The sequence below is a fragment of the Aequorivita marisscotiae genome, assembly GCF_029814825.1.
GTDB classification, from domain to species: domain Bacteria; phylum Bacteroidota; class Bacteroidia; order Flavobacteriales; family Flavobacteriaceae; genus Aequorivita; species Aequorivita marisscotiae.
Window position 1 is genome coordinate 2,514,382 of record NZ_CP122379.1, and the last position, 22,449, is coordinate 2,536,830.

Here is a 22,449-nt window from a genome sequence, read left to right on the forward strand (position 1 = left end):
TCTTTAAAACTTTCTTAAAAAACCAATTTATTATGTTTAAAATTTCCATTAAAACCAGTGCCGTGGTATTAGCCTTAACTGCACTAGTTGTTTTCTCCTGTAAAACAAAACAAGAGGTTAGCGGTGATGATAACGCCAAACTTTCCGTAGAATTTGAAAAATACGAGCTGGAAAACGGTCTAGACGTAATTCTTCATCAAGACAGTAGCGATCCAATTGTATCGTTGGCAATTCAATACGGAGTAGGTTCAAATCGCGAAAAAACGGGGCGTACCGGTTTTGCACACTTGTTTGAGCATATGCTTTTCCAAGAATCTGAAAATGTGCCACAGGATCAATTCTTTAAAACAATTCAAGATGCTGGAGGAACATTAAATGGTGGCACTTGGAAGGATGGAACTATTTATTATGAAGTTGTGCCGAAAAACGCAATGGAAACAGTAATGTGGCTTGAAAGCGACCGAATGGGCTTTTTAATCAACACCGTAACTGAAGCTGCTTTTGAGAACCAACAAGAGGTAGTACAAAATGAAAAACGACAACGCGTGGATAATAATCCGTACGGGCACACAAGCTACGTTATAGATAAGAATATTTATCCGGAAGGCCATCCATATAACTGGCAAGTAATTGGCGAATTAGAAGATTTGCAAAATGCAACCGTGGAAGACGTAAAGGAATTTTACGATCAGTTTTACGGACCAAATAATGCAACCTTGGTCTTAGCTGGAGATTTTAATACGGCGGAAGCTAAACAAATGATTGAAAAATATTTTGGTGAAATAAAGCGCCGCCAGGAGGTGGAGCCACTAAAACCACAACCTGTTACACTATCTGAAACTAAAAGACTTTATCACGAAGATAATTTTGCCACCACGCCACAATTAAATATGGTTTGGCCAACGTTAGAACAATACACCGAAGATGCGTACGCATTAGATTTTTTGGGCGAAATACTTTCCCAAGGTAAAAAGGCGCCATTATATAAAGTTTTGGTTAAGGAAAAGGATTTAACTTCACGTACAACCGCCTATAACAATTCAAGTGAATTGGCTGGAAGTTTCCGTATTTCTATTACGGCAAATAATGGTGTAGATTTAGATGCTATAGTAAACGGTATTAATGAAGCTTTTGCTCTTTTTGAAAAAGAAGGGGTTACAGATCGCGATATAGAGAGAATTAAAGCTGGATTAGAAACGCAATTTTACAATGGAATTAGTAGTGTGTTAGGAAAATCATTTCAGCTTGCCCGTTACAATGTATTTACAAACGATCCCGGTTTTATTACTAAAGACATCGAAAATATTAAAAAAGTTACCAAAGAAGATGTTATACGTGTTTACAATAAATACATAAAGGATAAGCCGTATGTTATGACGAGTTTTGTTCCAAAAGGACAAGTTGAGCTTATTGCCGAAAATTCTACAAAAGCAAATGTAGTAGAAGAAGAAATAACGGAAAATGTAACCAAAACAGTTGAAGAAACAACCTCTGAGGTGGCAAAGACTCCATCAAATTTTGATCGTTCAGTGGCACCAACCCAAGGACCATCGCCAGAGCTTTCAATTCCTAAAATATGGGACACAACATTAGAAAATGGCCTCCAAGTTTCTGGAATCGAGCAAAACGAAATACCAACCGTAAACTTTAGTTTGGTGATTGAAGGTGGTCATTTGTTAGACAATATGAAAAAGAACGGTGTCGCAAATTTAATGAGCGACATAATGATGGAAGGTACTGCAAATAAAACGCCTGAACAACTGGAAGAGGAGATTGATCTATTGGGTGCTAGCATTAGAATGTACACCACCAATGAAGCTATCGTTATCCGCGGAAATACGTTAACCCGAAATTTTGAAAAAACAATAGATTTAGTAACCGAAATTCTTTTGGAACCACGCTGGGACGAAGAAGAACTTGCGCGTATAAAAACTAAAACCATAAATCAGATAGAGCGTTCTGATGCAAACCCAAATGTAGTAGCTAATCGAGTTTACAGTAAGATTTTGTACGGGGATGATCATATTTTCAGCTACCCAACCATTGGCACTGTAGAGTCAGTAGAAGCTATTACAATGAACGATTTAAAAGAATTTTATACCACAAATTTTTCACCTTCCATTAGCACATTTCAGGTTGTTGGTAAGATAGATAAAGAGTCTGTTTTAAAGGATTTACAAGGGCTGGAAGAGCGTTGGACGGCCAAGGATGTTACCATTCCAGACTATCCCGTAGCCAACAATCGCGACAAGGCTTCACTTTATTTTGTAGATATTCCGAATGCGAAACAATCTGTAATTAATATTGGATACATCGCTTTGCCAAGAACAGATTCAGATTTTTATCCAGCCGAAGTAATGAACTATAAATTAGGGGGATCTTTTTCTGGAAATGTAAATTTAATTTTACGCGAAGAAAAAGGATATACCTATGGTGCGCGTACAGGTTTTAGTGGAAGCAAAATTCCAGGAACATTTACCGCTTCATCAAGTGTTAGAACAAACACCACAGGAGAATCTGTTGCCATTTTTAGAGATCAAATTTCGGCATATAAAGACGGCATTTCACCGGAGGATTTAGAATTTACAAAAAATGCACTTATAAAATCGAATGCGCGCCGCTTCGAAACACAGGGTTCACTATTAGGGATGTTGCAGGAAATAAACGAATACGATCTTCCAGTAGATTATATTGAAAAAGAAGAAACAACAGTGCGCAACATGACTTTGAAACAGCACCAAGCTTTGGCGAACAAATATTTAGATGCTTCAAAAATGGCTTATTTGGTTGTGGGCGATGCAGCTACACAATTTGAACAGTTTAAAGATATGGGCTTTGACGAAGTAAAACTTCTCGACAAAAATGGAGAAGAAGTTAAACTTGAAGATGTGAAATTGTAATAATTTTATTGAAGTTAGATTACCACGAATACACTAATTTGCATATACATATTAGCGCATTCGTGGTTTTTTTAATTAGTATCTTTATGCAAATTCAATATTTTAATGAAAAAGTACTACTTTCTTCTTCTATCAGTCTTGCTTTTTTTTGGCTGTAAAAACGATGCAAGCAATACAATTAACACGGACGAATCTTTAGAAACTTCTATAAAGAAGTTTCCAGAACCCAGATTTACAGTAGCTGAAGCCAACAAGCTAATTGAACTCCCACTGCATTGTGTGGGTAACGCTTATCCCTACAAACCTAGCCACACCTTAGCAAGTAAAGCTAATCTGGTTGAACCCAAGTCTGTGCATCCAATATTTTATGGCTGTTTTGACTGGCATAGCGCGGTACACGGCTATTGGTCTATGGTTAGTTTATTAAAACAATTTCCAGAAATTGATAAAGCTAGTGAAGTTCGCGATTTACTAACAAAAAATATAACGCCCGAAAATGTAGCAACCGAAGTAGCTTTCTTTGAAAAACCAATTAATAAATCATTTGAACGAACCTATGGCTGGGCGTGGCTTTTAAAACTTTCTGAAGCATTACATACTTGGGATGATCCCATGGCCGAACAATTGTCAAAAAACCTAAAGCCTTTAGCTGATGTAATTGTAATTCGGTATAAAGAATTTTTACCAAAACTAAATTACCCCATTCGCGTTGGTGAACATACCAATACTGCTTTCGGGCTCGCGTTTGCTTATGATTATGCCGTAACTTTTGGTGATGGAGATTTAAAACAGCTAATAATAAATCGTGCCCGAGATTTCTATATAAATGATAAAAACTGCCCTATAAATTGGGAACCCAGTGGATACGATTTTTTATCACCTTGTTTGGAAGAAATAGATATAATGCGTCGCATTCTTTCCCACAAAGAATTTACACATTGGATTGATACATTTTTACCAAAGCTCGCTCAAGAAAATTATCAATTAAAAGTAGGGGAGGTGAGCGACAGATCTGATGGTAAACTTGTGCATTTAGATGGCTTAAATTTTAGCCGAGCTTGGGTGTTTTATGGTTTGGCTAAGCAATTTCCAAAATACAACCACCTTAAAAATATCGCAAACGAACACCTAGCATATTCATACCCCAATCTCGTGGACGATAGTTATGAAGGAGGTCATTGGTTGGGGAGCTTTGCTATCTATGCGTTAAATACGCTACACGAGAAGTAGACTAATGCGTGCGATTTTCCTTTAAAAATTCTCGGCGAATTCCTTGTAATAAAAGCGAATAGGTTAAAGTTTTGCTTTTATCGTGCAACACTTTTAAAGCACAAAACTGAATAATATTTAAAATATTGGAACCTGTTAATTCGTATTTTTTTGAAATTTCTTCCCAACGAATGTCCTCTGAAATAATTAGCTTTTTCGGAAGATTCGTTTTCCAAATTTCTTCTCGTTGTTTTGGTCCCGGCATTTCAAATGAAATTAAAGACTGAAATCTGCGGGTAAAAGCCTCATCTATGTTATCTCTAAAATTTGAAGCTAATATTATTAAACCTGGATGTGACTCCACGCGTTGAAGCAAATACGAAACTTCCTGATTGGCGTATTTATCGTGAGCATCGCGAACATTTGTACGTTTCCCAAAAATGGCATCGGCTTCATCAAAAAATAAAATCCAATTTTTATGTTTTGCTTTGTTAAATAAATTTGAAAGATTTTTTTCTGTTTCTCCAATATATTTTGAAACCACGGTTGAAAGATCAATTCTATAAACAGGCTTTTTTGTGTATTTACCCAAAAGACTTGCCGTTAAAGTTTTTCCTGTACCCGGAGGCCCGTGAAAAAGTACGCGATATCCCGCTTTTAAACGTGTATTCATTCCCCAATCGTTAAACAATCGTTCGTTTTGCTGCAACCATATTTCCAATTCTTTAATTTGCTGAAGTGTTTTATCACTTAAAATTAGATCATTCCAGTTTAATTGGGTTTCTAGTTTTTCAGCTGGAAATTGTGTGCTTAGCTTGGGCGCGGGAATTTCGCCCGTAGTAATTTGATATAAAAACTCTGTATCAACTATGAGTTTACCGCTCGTTAGAGGCTCTCCGTATGTAGCATTTTCTATGTAGAAAATATTTCTTTTAGCGAACAAATGATCTTCGGAAAAAAGGTGCAAACATTGCAATCTGTGTGAAAAATTGGTTCCGCCTATAATAAATTGAACTGTTTCACCCGTAGGCAATATCCCACGATGATTATGACCCTTTACTCCGCCAAATTGTATAAAATCGGTTCCGTTTGGAAATTCTTTTGAAATAGTATCATGTAAAAATGAAGGAGAAAATGAAGGTACCACTGCCAAAAGCAGCGCGACCGTTTCGGTTTTTGATAGTTTTTCTTCTTTTAAAAACCTTCCTAAATTAGACTTCCCTAGTTTCTTTAATTCAAGAATTGGCGATTGCGTATCAAAATCTGCCGTATTATTTCTTATTCGCCATACTATTATGGTTTCTAAAAAATTAAAGATTTTCTTTAATTCTACTTCTTTTGTATTTGCCATTAATTAAATTAAATATTTCGTAATTCTATATTTTGTTATTAGAACGGATAGATTTTAATATATTAAAATTCTCTTGGTGCACTAAAGGAATGCAAATGGTTAATGTAATTTTCAATTGTGGTGGGGGGGAAATAACTTATAAAATTGACAACCCCATCAGTAAGGCCTAAAAATACTGCTATTCCATTCTCTGGGTATATCCAGGCTTTATCTTCCATATATATTACGTCGTAGTAGTAATTAAGTTTAGTATTTGATTTGGGCAACTGTTGAAGTTTTTTCACAACTTTTTCTGTGTTAGAAAACGTTTTAATAAGGTCTATCTTAATTATTTTGTTATTTGCTGTCCATATTTTAATAGCATTAAGCTTTTTAACACCAAATTCTATATCATAATACGCCACTTCTTCATTTTCTTTACCCAGATAGGTTTCAACGGCGTTTGATTGTGATTTTCTAAAATGCTTTAAAACGGGTAAAAGTTCGCAATTCTCCATTGAAACTGGAACCGTAAAATTATCTACTGTTTTAGTTGTAATATTCTTTATACATTCGATGTTAGTCATAAGTTTTACTTATTTATTTTTTTAGCAATTTAAGGTTACTCTTATTATTGAATTAAATTTATTTTTCCCTTAAAAAAATACCCCATTACATTACTGGTGCCCACAATTCCAGCAATTTTTTCAGCATTTATTCCTTCAGAATAATAATGATTTGTGTAAATATCACTTTTAGTGGAATCATAGAAAGGACCTTCAACACTTTTTCTTAAAGTGTGATCGGAAAGGTTTAGATTATTCCAAACTATTTTGCTGAAATATTCGGGCATGCCTTCTCTTAATACTTTTCCGCCCTCTTTGTCTTTCAGGCTTTCTCGATAATTAATTGCGTCTTTATGTTCTAATGTATGTATGTATTCGTGGATAATAGTGGCAAAATTTCCCCACATATACTTTCTGTTGTCATCATTGTTGGAGCTTTTGTGACGTTGAAGAAAGACTTTTCCATCGTCTGCATATCCGGGCCAACCCAGGTGGGTTAGGACCAATTCTTTTTTATATGTTATGGACAGCTCCTTTATTATTTCTTTTACCACCGTAGCTTCTGGCTCTCTTTTTTGAATGGCGTTGTATTTTTTGTTTATTGGTTCAACTCTGGCGCTTTCAATAATTTTCTGTACCCGCCAATTTGCCCAGGCTTCTTTTATGGCATCCTTTTCTTTGGGGGATTTCCCCTTTAATTTTGCTTTTTTATTCTCCCACCCATCGAAAAGGTTCGTTCCAAAAACAAACTCTTTTCCTTTTTTTAAGTTACCATAAACTTTGTCTGTTTCGTTCTTCGAAACTTTTGCTAAAGCTTCTACATCATTTTTGTCGTGTAAATTTTTTTTGTTTCCTCTTAATGCTTCTTTACCTTTTCCTAAGTGATTGTATTGTGCGATTACATATTTTTCGGTAAGCGCTTTAAGTTCAGTTTTATAAGCTGCTGTTTTGGCTTTATCAAATATAGGATCCTTTCCGGTTTTAGGGTCTTTTTTTACCTCGGTATTCATCGCTTCTTTTACAGCAGCTTTTTCATCCGTTGTAATTGTTCGCGTTTGTGCATCCAAAGTGGCATCATCTATTCCCGAAAACTTTGTATGTTCAATTTTATGTCCTGTGAATTCTTGGTCAAACTCGCTCATAGTTATTGGGCCAACAACTCCATCTTGCTCCTTTTTGGGTAATTTTCGAGCTTTTTGAAATTCAATTACCTGCGCTTTCGTTTCACTTCCAAAATCGCCATCAATTCCATAGTGCTTTAAAATAAATCCAGCATCGGTCAATGCTTGTTGTATAATTCTAACATGAGCGCCTTTACTGTTCTTTTTAGTACTTACCAGTTGGTTTCCATCCAAAACATCTTCCAAAAGTGCGTCACCACCAAAGCGGGGAGAGGCCAAATCCTTTTTTTGAATTTTCTGAAATCTACCATTCTGTTGCTGCAAAGTATGGGTTAACTCATGTGCTAAGAGATGTTTACCGGCCGAAGTAGCTGGTGCATATTTTCCAGTATTAAAATAAATATCTTTTCCAGAAGTAAATGCTTGGGCTCCCAATGCTTTGCTCATTGAAACTGCATTAGTGTCTGTGTGGATCTTTACATCGCTAAAATCTGCCCCAATTCCTGTTTCCATTTCTTGTTTAGCTTTACCCTTTAAAGGCGTGCCGTGGCCTTTGGTACTTTTTATTTTTTGTTCAAAATTCTCGGGTGCGATTTTTTGAAATTTAGAAGACTTCATTTGTAGCACTTCCTCACTAACTTCACTATTCTTTCTCTGAACCGGGGTAGCAGGAAAAAAGGTATTGGGTTTTTGGGAATCTTTCTGCGAACCGGATACCACTTTATCAGCAACCGAATCTGCTTCTTTTTCGAAATTATCATTGGCTTTTCCAACCGAAAACTTGGCTTGAATAAATAATGGATTTGTTCCAGAATTTGAATGAATACGGGAGTTTCCCGTAGTTTTTGGATTATGTGTACTTTTAGTTAGCTTAAACATAACTACTTTGTTTTATTCGTTTTCCAATTTCTTTAAATTTTAATCTTTACTTAGTTTAATTACCTGCTTACCATTCCACAAAAAGTATTTTTTCTATCCAAGGAAGCTTCACTAAATGTAAGTTCCACGGTAGTTTGTCTAACAATAAATCTTGGGTCTTTCGCTGAATGTAGAGATTTCGCTTTTCTTTAGAAATAGTGAGCTTTCCGTCTCGTTGCAGAAATTCATTTTGAAGTATTTCTACCGAATTGCTTTTTAAGGCAGTCCAATGATTTAGCACAGCTTCCAATAAAATACGGCTCGCTTGCATTTGATCTTGCGTAAGATATATATGGCGATTTACAGGATAATTAATTGGTACATTGCAGAGAAATTTTTCAATAATTAATTGGTGTTCAAAGGGCTGTATTTGGCCGGTAGCTAGATAGTGAAGCGTGTGGATGGCTTCATCTATTTTATCGGGCTTTATATGTTTTTCTGATAGAAATTCCATTTTTTCGAAAAACATTTTTAAAAATGGATGAAGCAAAATTAATCCAGCATTTTTTATTAAAATCCCGTCGCTAATTATATTGTTTATTTCCGAATTAATTTCAGGAACAATATCTTTTTCAGAATCTGCTTTCAATACCTCAGCCCCCTCTATTTGGTCGTTAATTGTTGCCGCTGGGTCATTATCCTTTTTACTTGTAGGTTGCATTTTTTGAAAACTTTCCCTGTCAATTGAAATATTGGAGTCTAAAATTTCATTAAAAGTATTTACCAGTTTTTCAGCAACTGAAAATGGGATGCTATTAAAAAGTACAACAATATTTTTATCATTGCGAAAGGCGGAATAATGTAGCACTGATTCCCAAAAAACACGTCTGTATTTTTGAAGTATTTTCGTGCTTAAAGTTTTTAATACTTCACTATGGTTACTTTCAAAAATGAGGTGCGTTAGCTGTTTATCATTAAATTGATAAATTAAACGTTTTCGGATTTCGGGATTGGTGAGAAGTAACTCTAATTTTTTTCTGAATGATTTTTTGCGCTTTATATTTTCAAAGAAGTCGTTATCAAACGCTAATTCATCTTCAGACCACCAAGGCAGAATTCCGTATTTTAAATAATAAAAAAATGCCGAACGCATACTCTTTTCCGCAGTGGTATTCTGAATGTTTTCAGATTTGACATCTACAGTATTTTTGTCGGATATTTTTTCTTTTAATTTATTGATAATTAATTGCTTTAATACAATTAATGAATCTTCTTCTTTAATGTTTATTTCAATGGAAATCTTGTTGTATCTGCTAACATTTACTTTATTATTTTGAATTGAATTGAAGTAATTATCTAATTCGGGAAAAATTTCGTTCTTAAAATAATCGGTTAGATTGTCCTTTAATTGCATACCATGGGCAAGTGAAGGGGTGTTTACTCCAATTTGCACTTTTTTTATGATATTTTTTGGCGCAACCATTTGTTATTTAATATTTAAGACTTATATTTACTATTCGATTCAGAGATGAATTACTGGGTTGTTTGCAGTTAGTGCTACGTTCTTTATAGTTTGTACTTTAGTTCTTACGTTAGTTTTTTCTATCGTTCCTTTTGTCATTCTTACGTTCTTAGTTCTTTTCTTGTTAGACCCATAAGGGTATCATTCGGATTGTACAATTTTACCGACTGATACCCTTCTTTTTTGTGCTAATTTCAGCTATATTTTTCATAAACTTATTGCGTTTTCTCCGGTTGGTTTTCCGAAATAAAAATCGGCTTTGGTCTTATATTTTGCAATTACCTCATCCAAATTTTTAGCGTATTTGAGGTTGGTAATATATACTGAAAGTTTTGTAACTCCAGTTTCGTTATGGAGGTACTTTCGTAAATTCACAAACAGCACTATATCGTCGTGGGTATTTTTTCTGTTTCTTCTATGATGATCTAACATAAATTTATTAACCCAAATTCCATTTACCCAGTTGCCATCTAATTCAAAATTGAGGTTCCTTTCTTCTTGTGTGGCTTGGAAATCTCTCTTAATATTTGAAACTAACGTTTTAATTTCTTTCGGCAACATTTGTTTTGAAGTAATCATACGGATTAATCCGGCTTCCTCTAGTACGGGGTTGCTAATTAATCGTTCGGTTAATTTACTCCATTTAGCCCACTTTTCGTCATATTTACCGTAGTCGTCGTCTTTATTTACCGGAGCAATCTGTGCGTGTAATTTTTGATAAAATGATTCGCGATAACTTCGCAGGTCTCTACATCGCATAGCATCGGGCCTAAAAACTAAATTATTCCGGAACATACCGTTATTGCTATAGGTATAAATTGCGTTATTATTCGCCATTGAAATTTCGCGTAAACGAATGGTGAAAGTATCTTCCTTAGCACGTGTAATTACAAGTCTTTTTTGGTTCTCATTAAAGTCAAATACTACACCTTTGTCAAATTTATTATTTAAGGCTTCGGTAACGGCGTGGATTCTTCTTAAAAATATTTCTTTAAGTGGAATAGTAATGGTCGTGGTTCTATTAATTAAAGGTTCTCCATTAATTTTGTATTCAATAACCTGCAACACATAATTTTGCGGCATTGGTTTGTTTCTACTTTGCTGTCCTTTTAAGCTTCGCGAAAGATTATTCATATATTTTAATGAACTAATCCAAGGGTATGTACATTCCATTAAGGAACAACACCCGCCGTCAGTAGTATTATTTACTTTAGTTGTAAGACAAAAATCTGCCACAATCTGTTCGTTTTCTGAAACTAGAATAAAGGTGCCGCCTTTGGAAACTCCTGCTTTGTGTGCAATTGAAGGATTTTCACGAATAAACGAAGTAAATGCTTGAGCATCTCTTTGAAGATCAAAAAGTACACAATCAAAATCTAAGGCATGGGAGTTTTTTAAATTGTTTATGGCGTTGCGACTGTCTTGCGCAGGATGGCCTACATGACCTTCAATTCTATAAAAATTATTACAATCCGTTTCAAAATTTAAAGGGTTTTTTACCCAGCTGTTGGGTGCCAGATTTTCTCTGTGGTAGCCAATGTTGTACTCTTGTTTGTAATTTTCCGTTTTATTGAAATCCCAAGCATTTAACAACGCTGCATCTGTTTCATAATAGATGGGAATAGCCTTTAGGCCTAAATTGCCACAAGTTTTGGAAGGTGTAATATCAACTTGGTTTTCTTCAGACAGATTAAAATTTTTCAAAAGTAAAATTAAACGTTGCAGCAGGCTTTTCGCTATTTTTAAATACTTTGCATATTCATTATTTGCGGGCGAATGGTAAAATTCGTGTCGCAATTCTGGATATTTCACTTCCGAAAAAAGCAGTCCAAGTAAAATGTGTTTTGGAAATGCACTAATACTCGGGCAACATTCGGTTTTTAATTTTAATAAAATTTCAATTAGCTCATTATATGTATCGCTAATGTCGCGAACTAAATCATATCTATATTGAATTTTTTCATTTGAATTAAAATCATCCAGATTATCAATATTGGACAAAATGGTATTTGAGGTGCTCTCACTAATCTCCAATACATCAGAAAACCCTTGAAATAGCTCAGTAAATGCGGTTTTCAATATTTCTTTGGAAGAATTAATTGCCGATTTATACGTAGCTGCAATTTTTGAATACGAGTTAGCATTACTGTCGTTTAAAATAACTTTGGGAATTGCTGTTGGTGGTAGATTGCTTAATGCTTCATAAACGTTGTGCTTTGAAAATATACCATCTTTAGGGTTTACTATATTTTCAACATCCTCACTGCTTATTAATAATACACGTAGATTCTGAATATTTGGCTGTCCTTGGTTATCGCAATTTGTGGTTGTACAGATATCTGGGGCTTTTGGATAACATTCTAAATATAGTACCGCAACTTTATTTTTTAACAAATCTTGATTGATAGGAAGATGACCGGCTTCGAGATCTATTTTTTCCTGTGGGATTAATTCCCATAAATCAATGGTATTGTTTTCGTTTTTAAAGTGTTTGTATTTCGCTTTATCATCCTCAAAATCTGTAAAGTGAGAATATGTGATACTTTCAATATCAATAGAAGTATCGGACGAATTTTTTATATTCTGTTGTAATTTTAAAAGGTCGCCATCGGTAGTAACACCGCAACCCTGGGTAATTGTTATAAGCGTTTTTGCATTGTTTACCGAAATTTTAAAGCCACAGGCCAGTCCAACACCCACAAGGCATACGCGTGTAAGACGGTCTTGGTCTTCAAAATATTCAATAAATTCATTTAGCTGCCCGGAGGTAAGTACTTGATCGTCCACGAAGGAACGGTACTGTGGAGTTATTTCCAATAATTTTGTGCTCATAACTTTGGTATTTTAAAGTTTCCCCAGGTTGGTCCTACCTAGGATAATATCTTGTTGTTCTTCATCGTCATCGCAATCGTGAAGTTTGCCCTGAGTATAAATTGTATGCAGGGTACTCATGATTTTAATTAAACGTTTCAGTTTTGTATTGGGTTGTTTTTGCCCCATATCGGTCTTGGCAAATAGCCATTCTTTGTAGGCTTCTTCCAGCACCATCATTTCATTTTCCTCGCCTTTGGTATCGAAACTTTTCGGATATCCAATCCAACATATTTTGGCCATTATATGGGCGGGCAATTCCTTTTGAATTAAATTCTCCAAGAACCGTCTAAAATCTACGTTGCTATACCGTTCCGTCCAACCGGGCAATACTATTGATACTCGGAAAGAATAAGGATCTATGCCTTCGCAACCCTCACAGTTTGCAGTGCAAATTGGTAAAAATGTATTTTCTGGAGCCGTATTTTTTGTTACATCTGGCCGAAGTAAAATATGCTCAATTACATACATTCCTTCGTTAAAATCTAACGTATTTATAAATTCAACTGTTTTTTCAATGGCAGTTTCTGCGGCCGATTTTGTAGTGAAACTCGAAATTTTTCGCACTATTACATGATCTTCATCGTTTTGATCGGGAACATTCGGATTGGTTAGATTAAAATAGAATTTTCCGGCTTTATTTACTTTTATCTCATAGTTTTCTGAAAAACGTCCGTAGTTTTTTACGTCTAAAATTTCTTTGAATAGCGAAGCTAAATTGTGGTAATGCTTGCTCGAAGATGACAGTATAGTTTTGTTTTTACTGCGAAAACGGAAGCGGTACTCAATTATTCCGTCTGTGTCAATTTCTTCATAGATTTCTAAAGGATCATCGGAGAAATTTCTTCTGGACACGTTTGGATTACCACTTAAAAGGGCAATTCGTTTTTGAAATGCCGAAACATTTTCAGTATTCCACAAATCTTCATTTTCCTGCTCGTAATAGTTAAAACTCAACGGACGTTCACAGCCAATTTTACCATACTGTTGTAAAAACCGCTCCTTGGTTTTAATAACTGCGGCATCTGTATTGTTGCCGTACAGCTGTTTCATCAAAAAAGCATATTCGCTAAAATTTTCGGCAAAGCGCGCAAGTAAGTGATCTAAAATCTGATTACGGCGTTCTACTTTATTGTCGAGGTCTGAAAATAAAATATCGGTTATATTTTCATCGGTTGAATAATTTGCCGAGACCAATTCCGAAAGATCTTTGACGTTTTCAACAACTTGTGTGAAATAGCTTTTATCAATTTCGCCATTTATAGACAAAAGATCTTTTACATTTTTTAGATGTGCGAAATAGCTCGCGAAGATTTGATCGAAGAAGAGCAGATACGCTTTTAATTGTTTTGCCTTGGCGCGATCTTCTGTAGTAGCGGTACTTTTTACTCCTAATTCGCCCACACCGTACACTTCGGGAAAATCATTTTGAATACTACTGTATTTTTCTACACCATTGTACTTTCCATTAGGCAAATCCAACGATTTTTTTTGTGAAGCAATATTGAGAATATTGGACGTGATTTTGTCGTAAATGGCCTGTAGGTGATTTTCAACAATTTCTTCATTTATATTTAATGGCAGAAAACCTTTGTAATAGCTAAATGAGCTTTTGTCGCAACGTTTTGGTTTTTTGCCTGCAGGAACACACAAATTCCATATTTTTTTAGTTTCGGTTTTACCATCACAATTATTTATTGTTATATCGCGAATAACCTCAACGCCATCTATTTTTTGAATTAAATCTATTAAATCCGTTATTCGAACCTCTTTTCGAAGTTCTGTGTTTTTTAATTCAGTTAAATCTATAAATCCGTTATTTAGTAGCGGCCCGTTAAAAATATCGTCGGTTTTATAGCCTTTTTCCAACATTTCCTTTAGCGAGTAGAAGCGGAGGGAGGGCGATAAATATTCGTCTATTGTATATAAAATTTCGGCATGTACTTTTTCCTCATCAGCTTCTGGTTTTAAGGCCACGATTGCGCATACTGCTACGGGGTGTTCTGTTACCTCTTCAACATTTACGATGTCTTCGCAAATATTTCTGTGCGCGTGGTAGGTAGTTCGCACTTTTTCTTTAAGTCGTTTTATTTCTTTTTTCTGCTTTGCTTGCGTATTGAATATTTCGGCATTTAGTTCATCCAATTCAATTAGAACATCGTATAAACCGTTAAGTACAAACTCTTTTTTATATTTTTCATCAATTGTATCGGGTTTATAGGAAAGCTTATTTTCTTTGCAATTGGCAAAAACGGTTTTTTCGTGCTTTTTTAACCAAGCATTTTTTACCCCCTCTATGTCTATAAATAATTTTCGGTAGTCCAAGGCTGTTACAGGCTTGATGGGCAATGCATTTTCGGCTGTAAGAAATTGTTCATTTAAAAACTTGGGATTGTCTTCTTCCGCCAGGATATCGGCCAAAGGCAGAGAAAGCCTAGCGCCCAAATCGGTTATGGCGTAGCATAACACTTCTAAAGTAGTAATTCCTGGATCGTGAGCGTTGTAGTCTGTCCACATTGCACTACCCAATGCCTCAATATATTCAATTCCTTTTTTTCGAAGAAAATCAAAATCTAGATCGTCCAAGCTGGAAGTGTCCTTCGTTATTGTATTATATGTTTTTACGGAAGACATACCGTTGGGTTTTTAGGGGTTTGTACCTTGCAATTTGATTGCATAGCGGTAACGAAATGTTTTTTTGCCGACACCAAAATTGCTTTTGGGTTAGAAGGTATAATATTTGATTTTTCGGTATATACAGCAGTTTCCGACGTTCTGTGCTTTACAATTACATGGGCTAAATAATCTATGTAAGATTGATTTTCTAAAAATGATATAAGTTTATTTTTATGAAAGACAACGCCAAAGTTTAATACAGAGGTTTCGGAATATGCCCAAGGAGACAGGTATTTTTTAATATCCTCCTCTAATTGTTTCGTGTAAAAGTTTTCATCAAAACCAACATTAAATTTTACGCTGAGGGTAACCTCAACTTCTTCATAATTTGGATTAATTATTTCTGCTGAAATGAAAAACGAATTAAGTTCATTTATATAATCTCGAATTTCATTGCGTTTTGCAGTGCTTAATCGTGGTTGAAATACATCGAATGCGTTGCTGTTTTGAATATCCGGAATAACCACGATGGTAACGTTTCCGGGATCGTGATAATCTGTGTCTTTTGTATGGTTTAGACACTTTACCTTATAAACTTCGGGAAATTTTTCGAGAATTAAATGTTCGTAATCCCACAAGGAAATGGCGCGATCGCGATGGCGAATTCGCTCACTAACGCGTCTATAATAACTATCGTCGCTTTCTTCGGGCTGCCCCCCGAACGAATTGTACGGTTGTGTTACTTTTTTGATTGCTGAATTGCGCTCAGTAAGTTTGCTAATGGTGGTTGCAGGCAACCCGTTTTTTAAATGATTTAACTCGTTATCGTGATCTTCAAAAGTGGCGGTAATAACTTGTGCATGAATGTTTATAAACTTGCAAACCGCATCAAAAGGCTTGGTGCTTTTAGCGCGTAACCAAACCAATCCTGACGGTAACAACGTATTGTTATCTGTGGCTTCTCTTGGAATAGTAATAGAAACAATGCCGGTTTTTAGAAAATTATCTGTTGTATTTCCAACTAAAAACTCACTCGAAAGCTCCATCCACGAATTATTGGAAAGTACTGCCCAAACTATTTTTTCATTAGCTGCGAAACTTTCAGTTAATGGGTTTTCGGTACCTTCCAATAATTGGAACAACAACTGCACTTGTTGCAGTGCTTGAGTATTTGCGAGACCAATATAGAGTTCGCCACCAGCACAATAAGTTGGTACTAAAGTGTTGGTAGTTGCTGCTTGCCCAAATGGATGTTCCTGATATAGCTGAATCTTTTCGAGGTTGGTAGTTTCGGAAACGACAAATGTAATTTCTTGCGATGCAGTGTATGATAATTCAATTTTTTCAATAATTGGGGTGTAAGGTTCATTTGGTAATACTGTGTCTTCTTCGGTGGTAAGCGCTAGTGCATAAACTTTGGGGAATAATGCGTGTAAAAACGGTTGGTTTAACGACATTTTTATAGGTCCGTTTTTTCCAGTAGTATAATTTGTGTTGTTGAGCGATAAATTGGCTTCAAAAATATTTCCGTTTTTGTTGAATAGGGAGAAGGCAGAATTCACATTTATAAAATCTTCGTTGTTCTCTACAGCGATTTTTGCCTTAAAATAATCATTGCCCGTTACGTAAAGATTAGAAGTGTTTGCGGTAGGGGTATAGGTTAGTCCTGCTGGCTTTGCATATATTTTGGTCCCTACATTAAAATTGTAATACAAGGTTTTAAAATACAGATTTGGCGAAAGATTAAAATTATTTTCGTCTCTTCGGTAGGCTATGTAGTGTTCCTTAAAGTCGTTGGGAGTATTTAACCACGTAGCATTAATTGTAATATTATCCCACTTTTTGGCAAAAACTTCGGGATAGTCTATATAAAAAGCAGAACGCTCCATAGGTTGTGTTCCAAAGGGATAAAAAGGCTTATTGGCAACTAAATTGCCGAAATCGTTTTTAAGCAACAGTTTTTCGGCTTCGGAAACAGATACTTTTACGGTTGCTTTATTTACTTTTTTTTGAAGTAATTCGGTGTATAATAAATATCCTGCACTAAATTCTGGTTGCTTCGTTTTTATTAAAAACCGAAATACAGGTTGGTCGGTTTGAAAATTTTCTTGATGAATTTCTTTATTGTAAGGAACGATGGGTTCTTCGGTTTTATCAATTTTTACACATAATTGAACTACTTTATTTCCTATAGCAGAGGTGAAACCATTTTCCGATTCAAAAACCTTAAAAGGGCCCAGCCAACCTTTTTCGCCAGTGGCGTACACGTCAATGCAATTTATAATCTGTTGAACATTAAAAACTTGAATGGACTTTTCGAGATTAAAAATAGATTGTACTATCCGCACGCCTTCTGCCAAATTAAGGGTAGGAGCTGCAATTGCAAAACCCAGCTTAGGTGTTGCTAAAGGTGTTTCGGGTTTAAAAAATGATGGATAACCAAACGGGAACCAGCTGGGATCATCTTTAAAGGGTTCGCCAGTGCCATCTGCCGAATTTGTTACTGGGGCGGAAAATAGCCCAATAATTTCATTCGGATTAATTGTTTTTCTGTGGTGATATACACTTTTTATTGAACCAACTTTTGTATTATTGATAACAACTTCTTTGTTAGTAGCATATTGAAGACGCTTGCCAGTACCGTCTTTGCCAGCTTCCAGTAGCGTGTGTTCATCTACTTTAGAATTTGTGAAATTCTTGGCCAATTCAAAAATTAGATGAACACTGTCGGCGACTGGATTCCTTTTCTTTATTTGTAATATTTCGTTGTAATAAAAATCGAGGTGTCTTTTTGTAAGCGCATTAAATCGAGTTTTAGAAATTTTCATCAATTTCAAAAAACACATAAAAAGGGCAAGGTGGGGGGAGAGTTGGTTAGTAGTTTCGGCTTCGGCCAGAAAAGCTGATATTTTTTCCTTTTCAACAAAAAATGACTCCCAATTTCCTGTAGGTACAGTTGCGTTTTCTGTTGAAAAATAATTCACTTCCTTTGCAAAATTATATGCAAACGTCATCCATTCTTCTTCTGAAAAATCGTTTAAATTGAAATTTTCAGGAAGTATATCGTTTAATGACCTCTGGGTTTGTTCTGTACCCATATGGTTTATTAAGAATTTATTTTCGCAATCTTTTGCCATAATTTTTTAAGCTTCTGTACCTTCATTTTTATAAAATGGAAATACCATATTAGCTCGCGAATTTGTGATGCGAACTAAATATTCAATTTTTATTAAAATTTCACCATTCAATTCATTTGTGGTATCAAGGGTTATTTTTTGGGTATCAATTCTAGGTTCGAAATACAGAATTGCAGTTTCAATTAATTCGGTTATATATGTTTTTAGAGTAACATCCAAGGGTTGAAACAATAGCTCTTCTAAATTACAACCGAAATTGGGCAACATGATACGCTCGCCCAATCGCGTAGATAAAAGAATTTCCAAACTTTTATTAATGTCGGCTATACCGGCAGTGGTAACAACTTGGTTTGTTTTTTTATCAAAATGTGGCGGAAAACTCCAGCCTTCTCCTAAAAATGTTTCGGTATTCATATTCTTAAATCATAATTGTTAATCTCAATTTCATCCTCCAATCAAAACGGTAAATTCTCCCAATACAATACTACCCCCATGGGCGGTGCTATCGCCCATACGCGCTGCCGGCTTGCCTCCAATAAATACCGTTGACGAACCTGAAATTATTGAGTCTGGCGGTCCGGCACAGGTAGCCATATCGCCAACTATTGCCGCTGGTTGTCCACCTATTAGTACCGTGGGTTCGCCAGGTGGCATAATTGGCCCGCCAACGTGTGGACTGCCATTTGGGTTTGTCATTGGGCATATGTGCATATCGTTTATTCTGGCTGCTGCTGGCATTGTGCTTGTTTTTAGATATATTTTTTAATTTATAATTTTAGTGTCTTTAGTATATCACCCATTGTAAAATACTTTAGATCTGATTATTGTGGTTTAGACCTTTAATTTATCTGTACCAACGATCCTTTTAATACGGCTACGGCATTGGTTGAAATTTCGGCACCGGCGCTACCTTCGGCTTTAAATTGAGCGTTTGCTTTTAAATTAATATTGGTTGCATCTATATTACAATCGCCGGTTGCTTTTATATTTAAATCGCTACCACTTTCTATTGCAATTCCGCCGTCATCCATTATAATAGTATTTCTATTGTCGTCTTCTATTTTAATTACTCCGGCATCTTCATCTATTTGAATTTTTTTTCCTCCGGGTGTCTCAAGAATGATGGATTTATTTTTATCGTTAAAAATTAATTTTATTTCACTACGGGTAACAAATCCCTTCTCGTGATTGTTATCGGAAGCTGTAATGGGTGCGGGTTTTGCACTGCTATGAAGCATTCCAAGAATTACGGCGTGGTTTGGATCGTCGTTTATAAACCCTACAATAACTTCATCGCCAATTTCGGGCAGAAAGAAGGATCCGCGTTTGTCTCCGGCGTCTAATGTTGCAATTCGCGCCCAAATGCCTTGTTGGTCTTTATTTATGATAGGTATTTTTACTAAAACTCTATCCTCTCCATCGGGATCTGATTCTAATTGCGAAACAACCCCAATTTGCAAACCACTTACGGCGGGTATTATTCCGGAGGCTGGTAATTCTGTAATATCATAGGTTTCACTAAACCAATTGGGGTTAACGCCAAATTCTGCATCTACAGTCCAATTACCATCGGCTATTTCGTGGCGAACGGCGCTTATAAAAATTTTGCCATTAAACCTGTCGCCTACTCCTTCCAGTTTGAGCATGGTTCCTGGTTTGGCACCAGAAATTCCTTGAAATTTTACCCTGCCACGCGTTTTTGAAAGTTGCTGAAATACGTTTTTTGCATCGCTCCACTGTTGAAGTTGCGTTGAATTATAATTCCCTCCATGTTTCAATTCAAGATCTTCGAGGTTTATGACACTGGCTAAATCTGAAACTGAAATATTTCCATTTAAAGCGAAGGTTGGGTCTATGGCTTCGGTTGAAACAATTTCCTGATCTGATGGGTTCCATCCAAAAGCAGTTATAGAACTAAACTGATTTCTGGCATCCATTTCAGCATCAAAATCCAGCAATGTAGCACCAAAAGCAACGGTTTCAATTGCATCTGCTGAAAGATCTGGCTTGGCAATAAAAATCTCGCCATCGTCCACCCTACAAACCTGACCATTTAATTGGGCACGTGTTATTATAAAATCCCAGTCTGAAGTTCGGTATTGTACTATTTCTTTATTAGTAAAGGTTGTAGCTTCCACATCACTCTGCAAGTTGTGTTTGCCAATAATTTCTTCAATAATATCGCTGTCCTTGCTTTCGTAATAATAATTGCTTTTTCTACCTATGGTCATTTTAACGGCTTCATCTCTACATTCTACAATTAAGACCGACGAGTTTTCACGAATTTTTATACTGTGTTTAATAATGATTCCTTTAAAAATAGTTTCATTGTCGTGATGATAACCTGCCTTAATTTCAATTTCTTTTCCTGGAATAAGTAAATCTTCATTACTTAGCCCAAAATTTTGGGAAGCCGCATCTCCATCAAAAAACACCAATTGTGCAAAAGGGATTCGGTTAATTTCTTTCTCTACTGAAATATTTTTTATTTGATAAACAGCGGAAAGCTCGGCACCTTCAATTAATATGTTGAAGCTTACTAAATCTGCGCTACGAGCGGTGTCTATGGTTCTGCTATTATTCATTTATGAAACTTTTTCTATTGGTGGAAATATTATTTCTTGCCCTGGTTGCAGTCTTCGGAAGTTAATTAGATTATTTGCAGCGGCCACCTGCAAGTAATATTTTGAATCGCCGTAAATTCTAAAAGTCATTAACGGCAAGGAATCGCCTTGCTTTACCATGCGTATGTGCGTTAAATCTGGTGAGTTATTATTTTCGCGAGCAACACGCAAACTATCTTCCACAAGTCCTTTAAAACTAGCTGTTACCACAGCTCGTAGGGGTACGCCTTCGGGCGAGAAGAGTTTGTATTCAATAGACATTTCGGCGAGGACTCCCTTAAATAATAATGTTCCCCAACCAATCATTAAATAATTGGGTTTGTGTTCATCGCCGTTATAATCAAAAACTATTCGTTTAAATTTTTCAATGTCTTCAATTATACCATCGCCTAACTTATTACTCTGACCGTTAATAACGCCTGTACGATCAAAAAGAAATTGTAAATCTAAATCCTCAGGTACCGAGCGTAAATATTTGGGTTGTGTGGCGCTCGTGCCTTGGCCTTGCGCTTCGGTATATTCTACTTTATATTTAAACGTGTATTTCTCGGGGTTCAATAGAGAAGTAAATTCGCCATCGCCCACGGGTTCTGTGAACTTATCATCTTTAAAACCTATTATCTTCAGTTTTTTTAATTCGCCCTTCATTATCGTTCTTTTTTTCTAGATTCAATTCGCATTACTTCTTCAACACAAGATTTTATAATAGCTTCGGCTTTGGCTCGGGATTTATTGGGAGTAGCATTGGATTGTTCAGAGCCGTTCACATTAATTTTTATATGTAATTCTTTAATTTCTATGGGCATTTTAAACGAGTGTAAAATAGTTATACGCTAATTCTATGGTTTCAATCATTACCTTGCTCTCTTCGGCATTAAGTTCGGCTACATCCCATTTAACCGGATATGCATGTACAACATTCCACGTTATAATAGGCTCGTGTTTTTCGTTTAGTAATTTTACCGTAAGGTCTACAGGTTCAAACTGAAAACTTTCAATAGCGTTTCGGCACCATTTTATTAATTCGGAATCTGTTACCATACCACGTTTTAAAACGAGGTTGGGAAATTTAGATCTAACCGGAAACTTGTGTTTAAATCTATTTTCGCCCCCTTCGGCAAATTCTTCGGTTTCAATATCTACAGATAAACCCATCACAGATTGAAACTGAGCGTCTTTGTTCTGTGAGGAAATTCCATTGAATTCCACCAAAAAATGAAAACTAACGGGTGGGTAATCTGTGCCCATTAATCACCGTTTTGAATAGAAAGTCCTTCGTGTGCAATCTCAAGGGTTTCAATGGCCACTTCGTTACCATCGCCTTTTAAATCTGTGGATTGCACTTTAACGGGAAAAGCATTTTTTACTTTCCAAACCAAAACCGGTGCGTGTTCTTCATTCAGCAATGAAATAGTTATATCGCGACGTTCAATAGTGTTTAAACTAACGGTGTTCCACCATTGGTAAAACTCATTGTCGTTCGCAAATGAACCCCGTTTTAAGGTAATGTTGCCATACTTTTGCATCCCAGGCATTTTTATTTTACTGAATTCTGGACTGGCACCATTGCGGTATTCTATCAATTCGGTTTCTACATCTAGTCCGCTTACTTCGGTGAAACCTATATTTGTTCCTCCCCATTCTACTGAGAAATGAAATTTTACTAATGGATATGTATTGGCCATCTTGTTATGA

The 22,449-nt window shown here is 35.8% G+C and carries 16 protein-coding genes; 2 read left to right on the forward strand and 14 right to left on the reverse strand.

Going from position 1 to position 22,449, the window contains the following annotated elements:
- Positions 1 to 32 precede the first annotated feature (32 nt).
- Positions 33 to 2,900, forward strand: coding sequence for a M16 family metallopeptidase (locus tag QCQ61_RS11370; RefSeq protein WP_279447766.1), 2,868 nt, complete (start codon positions 33 to 35; stop codon positions 2,898 to 2,900).
- Positions 2,901 to 3,005: 105 nt separating this feature from the next.
- Positions 3,006 to 4,130 (forward strand): DUF2891 domain-containing protein, encoded by a 1,125-nt coding sequence (locus QCQ61_RS11375; protein WP_279447767.1) that lies wholly within the window; start codon positions 3,006 to 3,008, stop codon positions 4,128 to 4,130.
- Position 4,131: 1 nt separating this feature from the next.
- On the opposite strand, the gene QCQ61_RS11380 is transcribed toward QCQ61_RS11375, so the two are convergent.
- The 14 genes from QCQ61_RS11380 to QCQ61_RS11445 all read right to left on the reverse strand — a co-directional run bounded on the left by QCQ61_RS11380 (position 4,132) and on the right by QCQ61_RS11445 (position 22,439).
- Positions 4,132 to 5,460: an ATP-binding protein gene (locus QCQ61_RS11380; protein ID WP_279447768.1), complete on the reverse strand. Its 1,329-nt coding sequence runs from the start codon at positions 5,458 to 5,460 to the stop codon at positions 4,132 to 4,134.
- 62 nt (positions 5,461 to 5,522) lie between these two features.
- The gene (locus QCQ61_RS11385) at positions 5,523 to 6,026 is read right to left on the reverse strand and encodes a hypothetical protein (RefSeq protein ID WP_279447769.1); all 504 of its coding nucleotides are present in this window, start codon (positions 6,024 to 6,026) and stop codon (positions 5,523 to 5,525) included.
- 44 nt (positions 6,027 to 6,070) lie between these two features.
- A complete protein-coding gene (locus QCQ61_RS11390) occupies positions 6,071 to 8,005 on the reverse strand; it encodes an eCIS core domain-containing protein (protein ID WP_279447770.1) in 1,935 nt (644 codons plus the stop codon).
- A gap of 67 nt (positions 8,006 to 8,072) precedes the next feature.
- A complete protein-coding gene (locus QCQ61_RS11395; RefSeq protein ID WP_279447771.1) occupies positions 8,073 to 9,467 on the reverse strand; it encodes a contractile injection system tape measure protein in 1,395 nt (464 codons plus the stop codon).
- 246 nt (positions 9,468 to 9,713) lie between these two features.
- Positions 9,714 to 12,338: a hypothetical protein gene (locus QCQ61_RS11400; protein WP_279447772.1), complete on the reverse strand. Its 2,625-nt coding sequence runs from the start codon at positions 12,336 to 12,338 to the stop codon at positions 9,714 to 9,716.
- A 12-nt stretch (positions 12,339 to 12,350) separates the two neighbouring features.
- Positions 12,351 to 15,011: a YegP family protein gene (locus QCQ61_RS11405; protein ID WP_279447773.1), complete on the reverse strand. Its 2,661-nt coding sequence runs from the start codon at positions 15,009 to 15,011 to the stop codon at positions 12,351 to 12,353.
- Positions 14,999 to 18,130, reverse strand: a complete 3,132-nt coding sequence (locus tag QCQ61_RS11410) for a baseplate J/gp47 family protein (protein ID WP_279447774.1) — start codon at positions 18,128 to 18,130, stop codon at positions 14,999 to 15,001. Before QCQ61_RS11410 ends, QCQ61_RS11405 begins: the two co-directional genes overlap by 13 nt.
- Before the next feature lie 6 nt (positions 18,131 to 18,136).
- On the reverse strand, positions 18,137 to 18,544 hold the full coding sequence (locus tag QCQ61_RS11415; protein ID WP_279447775.1) for a GPW/gp25 family protein: 408 nt from the start codon (positions 18,542 to 18,544) through the stop codon (positions 18,137 to 18,139).
- Positions 18,545 to 18,574: 30 nt separating this feature from the next.
- Positions 18,575 to 18,868: a PAAR domain-containing protein gene (locus tag QCQ61_RS11420; protein WP_279447776.1), complete on the reverse strand. Its 294-nt coding sequence runs from the start codon at positions 18,866 to 18,868 to the stop codon at positions 18,575 to 18,577.
- A gap of 101 nt (positions 18,869 to 18,969) precedes the next feature.
- The gene (gene vgrG, locus QCQ61_RS11425) at positions 18,970 to 20,715 is read right to left on the reverse strand and encodes a type VI secretion system tip protein VgrG (RefSeq protein ID WP_279447777.1); all 1,746 of its coding nucleotides are present in this window, start codon (positions 20,713 to 20,715) and stop codon (positions 18,970 to 18,972) included.
- The gene (locus tag QCQ61_RS11430; RefSeq protein ID WP_279447778.1) at positions 20,716 to 21,402 is read right to left on the reverse strand and encodes a CIS tube protein; all 687 of its coding nucleotides are present in this window, start codon (positions 21,400 to 21,402) and stop codon (positions 20,716 to 20,718) included.
- The gene (locus QCQ61_RS11435; RefSeq protein ID WP_279447779.1) at positions 21,402 to 21,560 is read right to left on the reverse strand and encodes a DUF5908 family protein; all 159 of its coding nucleotides are present in this window, start codon (positions 21,558 to 21,560) and stop codon (positions 21,402 to 21,404) included. The genes QCQ61_RS11430 and QCQ61_RS11435 overlap by 1 nt, the downstream gene beginning before the upstream one ends.
- Position 21,561: 1 nt before the next feature.
- A complete protein-coding gene (locus QCQ61_RS11440; protein ID WP_279447780.1) occupies positions 21,562 to 22,002 on the reverse strand; it encodes a phage tail protein in 441 nt (146 codons plus the stop codon).
- Entirely contained in the window at positions 22,002 to 22,439 is a 438-nt protein-coding gene (locus QCQ61_RS11445; RefSeq protein ID WP_279447781.1) for a phage tail protein, read from the reverse strand. Before QCQ61_RS11445 ends, QCQ61_RS11440 begins: the two co-directional genes overlap by 1 nt.
- Positions 22,440 to 22,449: the final 10 nt, after the last annotated feature.

What these genes read in the sequence shown, in the direction of transcription:
- QCQ61_RS11440 (WP_279447780.1), bottom strand. Translation starts at nt 22,002, where the DNA reads ATGGGCACAGATTACCCACCCGTTAGTTTTCATTTTTTGGTGGAATTC.
- QCQ61_RS11395 (WP_279447771.1), bottom strand. Translation starts at nt 9,467, where the DNA reads ATGGTTGCGCCAAAAAATATCATAAAAAAAGTGCAAATTGGAGTAAAC.
- QCQ61_RS11370 (WP_279447766.1), top strand. Translation starts at nt 33, where the DNA reads ATGTTTAAAATTTCCATTAAAACCAGTGCCGTGGTATTAGCCTTAACT.
- QCQ61_RS11445 (WP_279447781.1), bottom strand. Translation starts at nt 22,439, where the DNA reads ATGGCCAATACATATCCATTAGTAAAATTTCATTTCTCAGTAGAATGG.
- QCQ61_RS11405 (WP_279447773.1), bottom strand. Translation starts at nt 15,011, where the DNA reads ATGTCTTCCGTAAAAACATATAATACAATAACGAAGGACACTTCCAGC.
- QCQ61_RS11435 (WP_279447779.1), bottom strand. Translation starts at nt 21,560, where the DNA reads ATGCCCATAGAAATTAAAGAATTACATATAAAAATTAATGTGAACGGC.
- QCQ61_RS11400 (WP_279447772.1), bottom strand. Translation starts at nt 12,338, where the DNA reads ATGAGCACAAAATTATTGGAAATAACTCCACAGTACCGTTCCTTCGTG.
- QCQ61_RS11380 (WP_279447768.1), bottom strand. Translation starts at nt 5,460, where the DNA reads ATGGCAAATACAAAAGAAGTAGAATTAAAGAAAATCTTTAATTTTTTA.
- QCQ61_RS11410 (WP_279447774.1), bottom strand. Translation starts at nt 18,130, where the DNA reads ATGGCAAAAGATTGCGAAAATAAATTCTTAATAAACCATATGGGTACA.
- QCQ61_RS11430 (WP_279447778.1), bottom strand. Translation starts at nt 21,402, where the DNA reads ATGAAGGGCGAATTAAAAAAACTGAAGATAATAGGTTTTAAAGATGAT.
- QCQ61_RS11375 (WP_279447767.1), top strand. Translation starts at nt 3,006, where the DNA reads ATGAAAAAGTACTACTTTCTTCTTCTATCAGTCTTGCTTTTTTTTGGC.
- QCQ61_RS11385 (WP_279447769.1), bottom strand. Translation starts at nt 6,026, where the DNA reads ATGACTAACATCGAATGTATAAAGAATATTACAACTAAAACAGTAGAT.
- QCQ61_RS11415 (WP_279447775.1), bottom strand. Translation starts at nt 18,544, where the DNA reads ATGAATACCGAAACATTTTTAGGAGAAGGCTGGAGTTTTCCGCCACAT.
- QCQ61_RS11420 (WP_279447776.1), bottom strand. Translation starts at nt 18,868, where the DNA reads ATGCCAGCAGCAGCCAGAATAAACGATATGCACATATGCCCAATGACA.
- QCQ61_RS11390 (WP_279447770.1), bottom strand. Translation starts at nt 8,005, where the DNA reads ATGTTTAAGCTAACTAAAAGTACACATAATCCAAAAACTACGGGAAAC.
- vgrG (WP_279447777.1), bottom strand. Translation starts at nt 20,715, where the DNA reads ATGAATAATAGCAGAACCATAGACACCGCTCGTAGCGCAGATTTAGTA.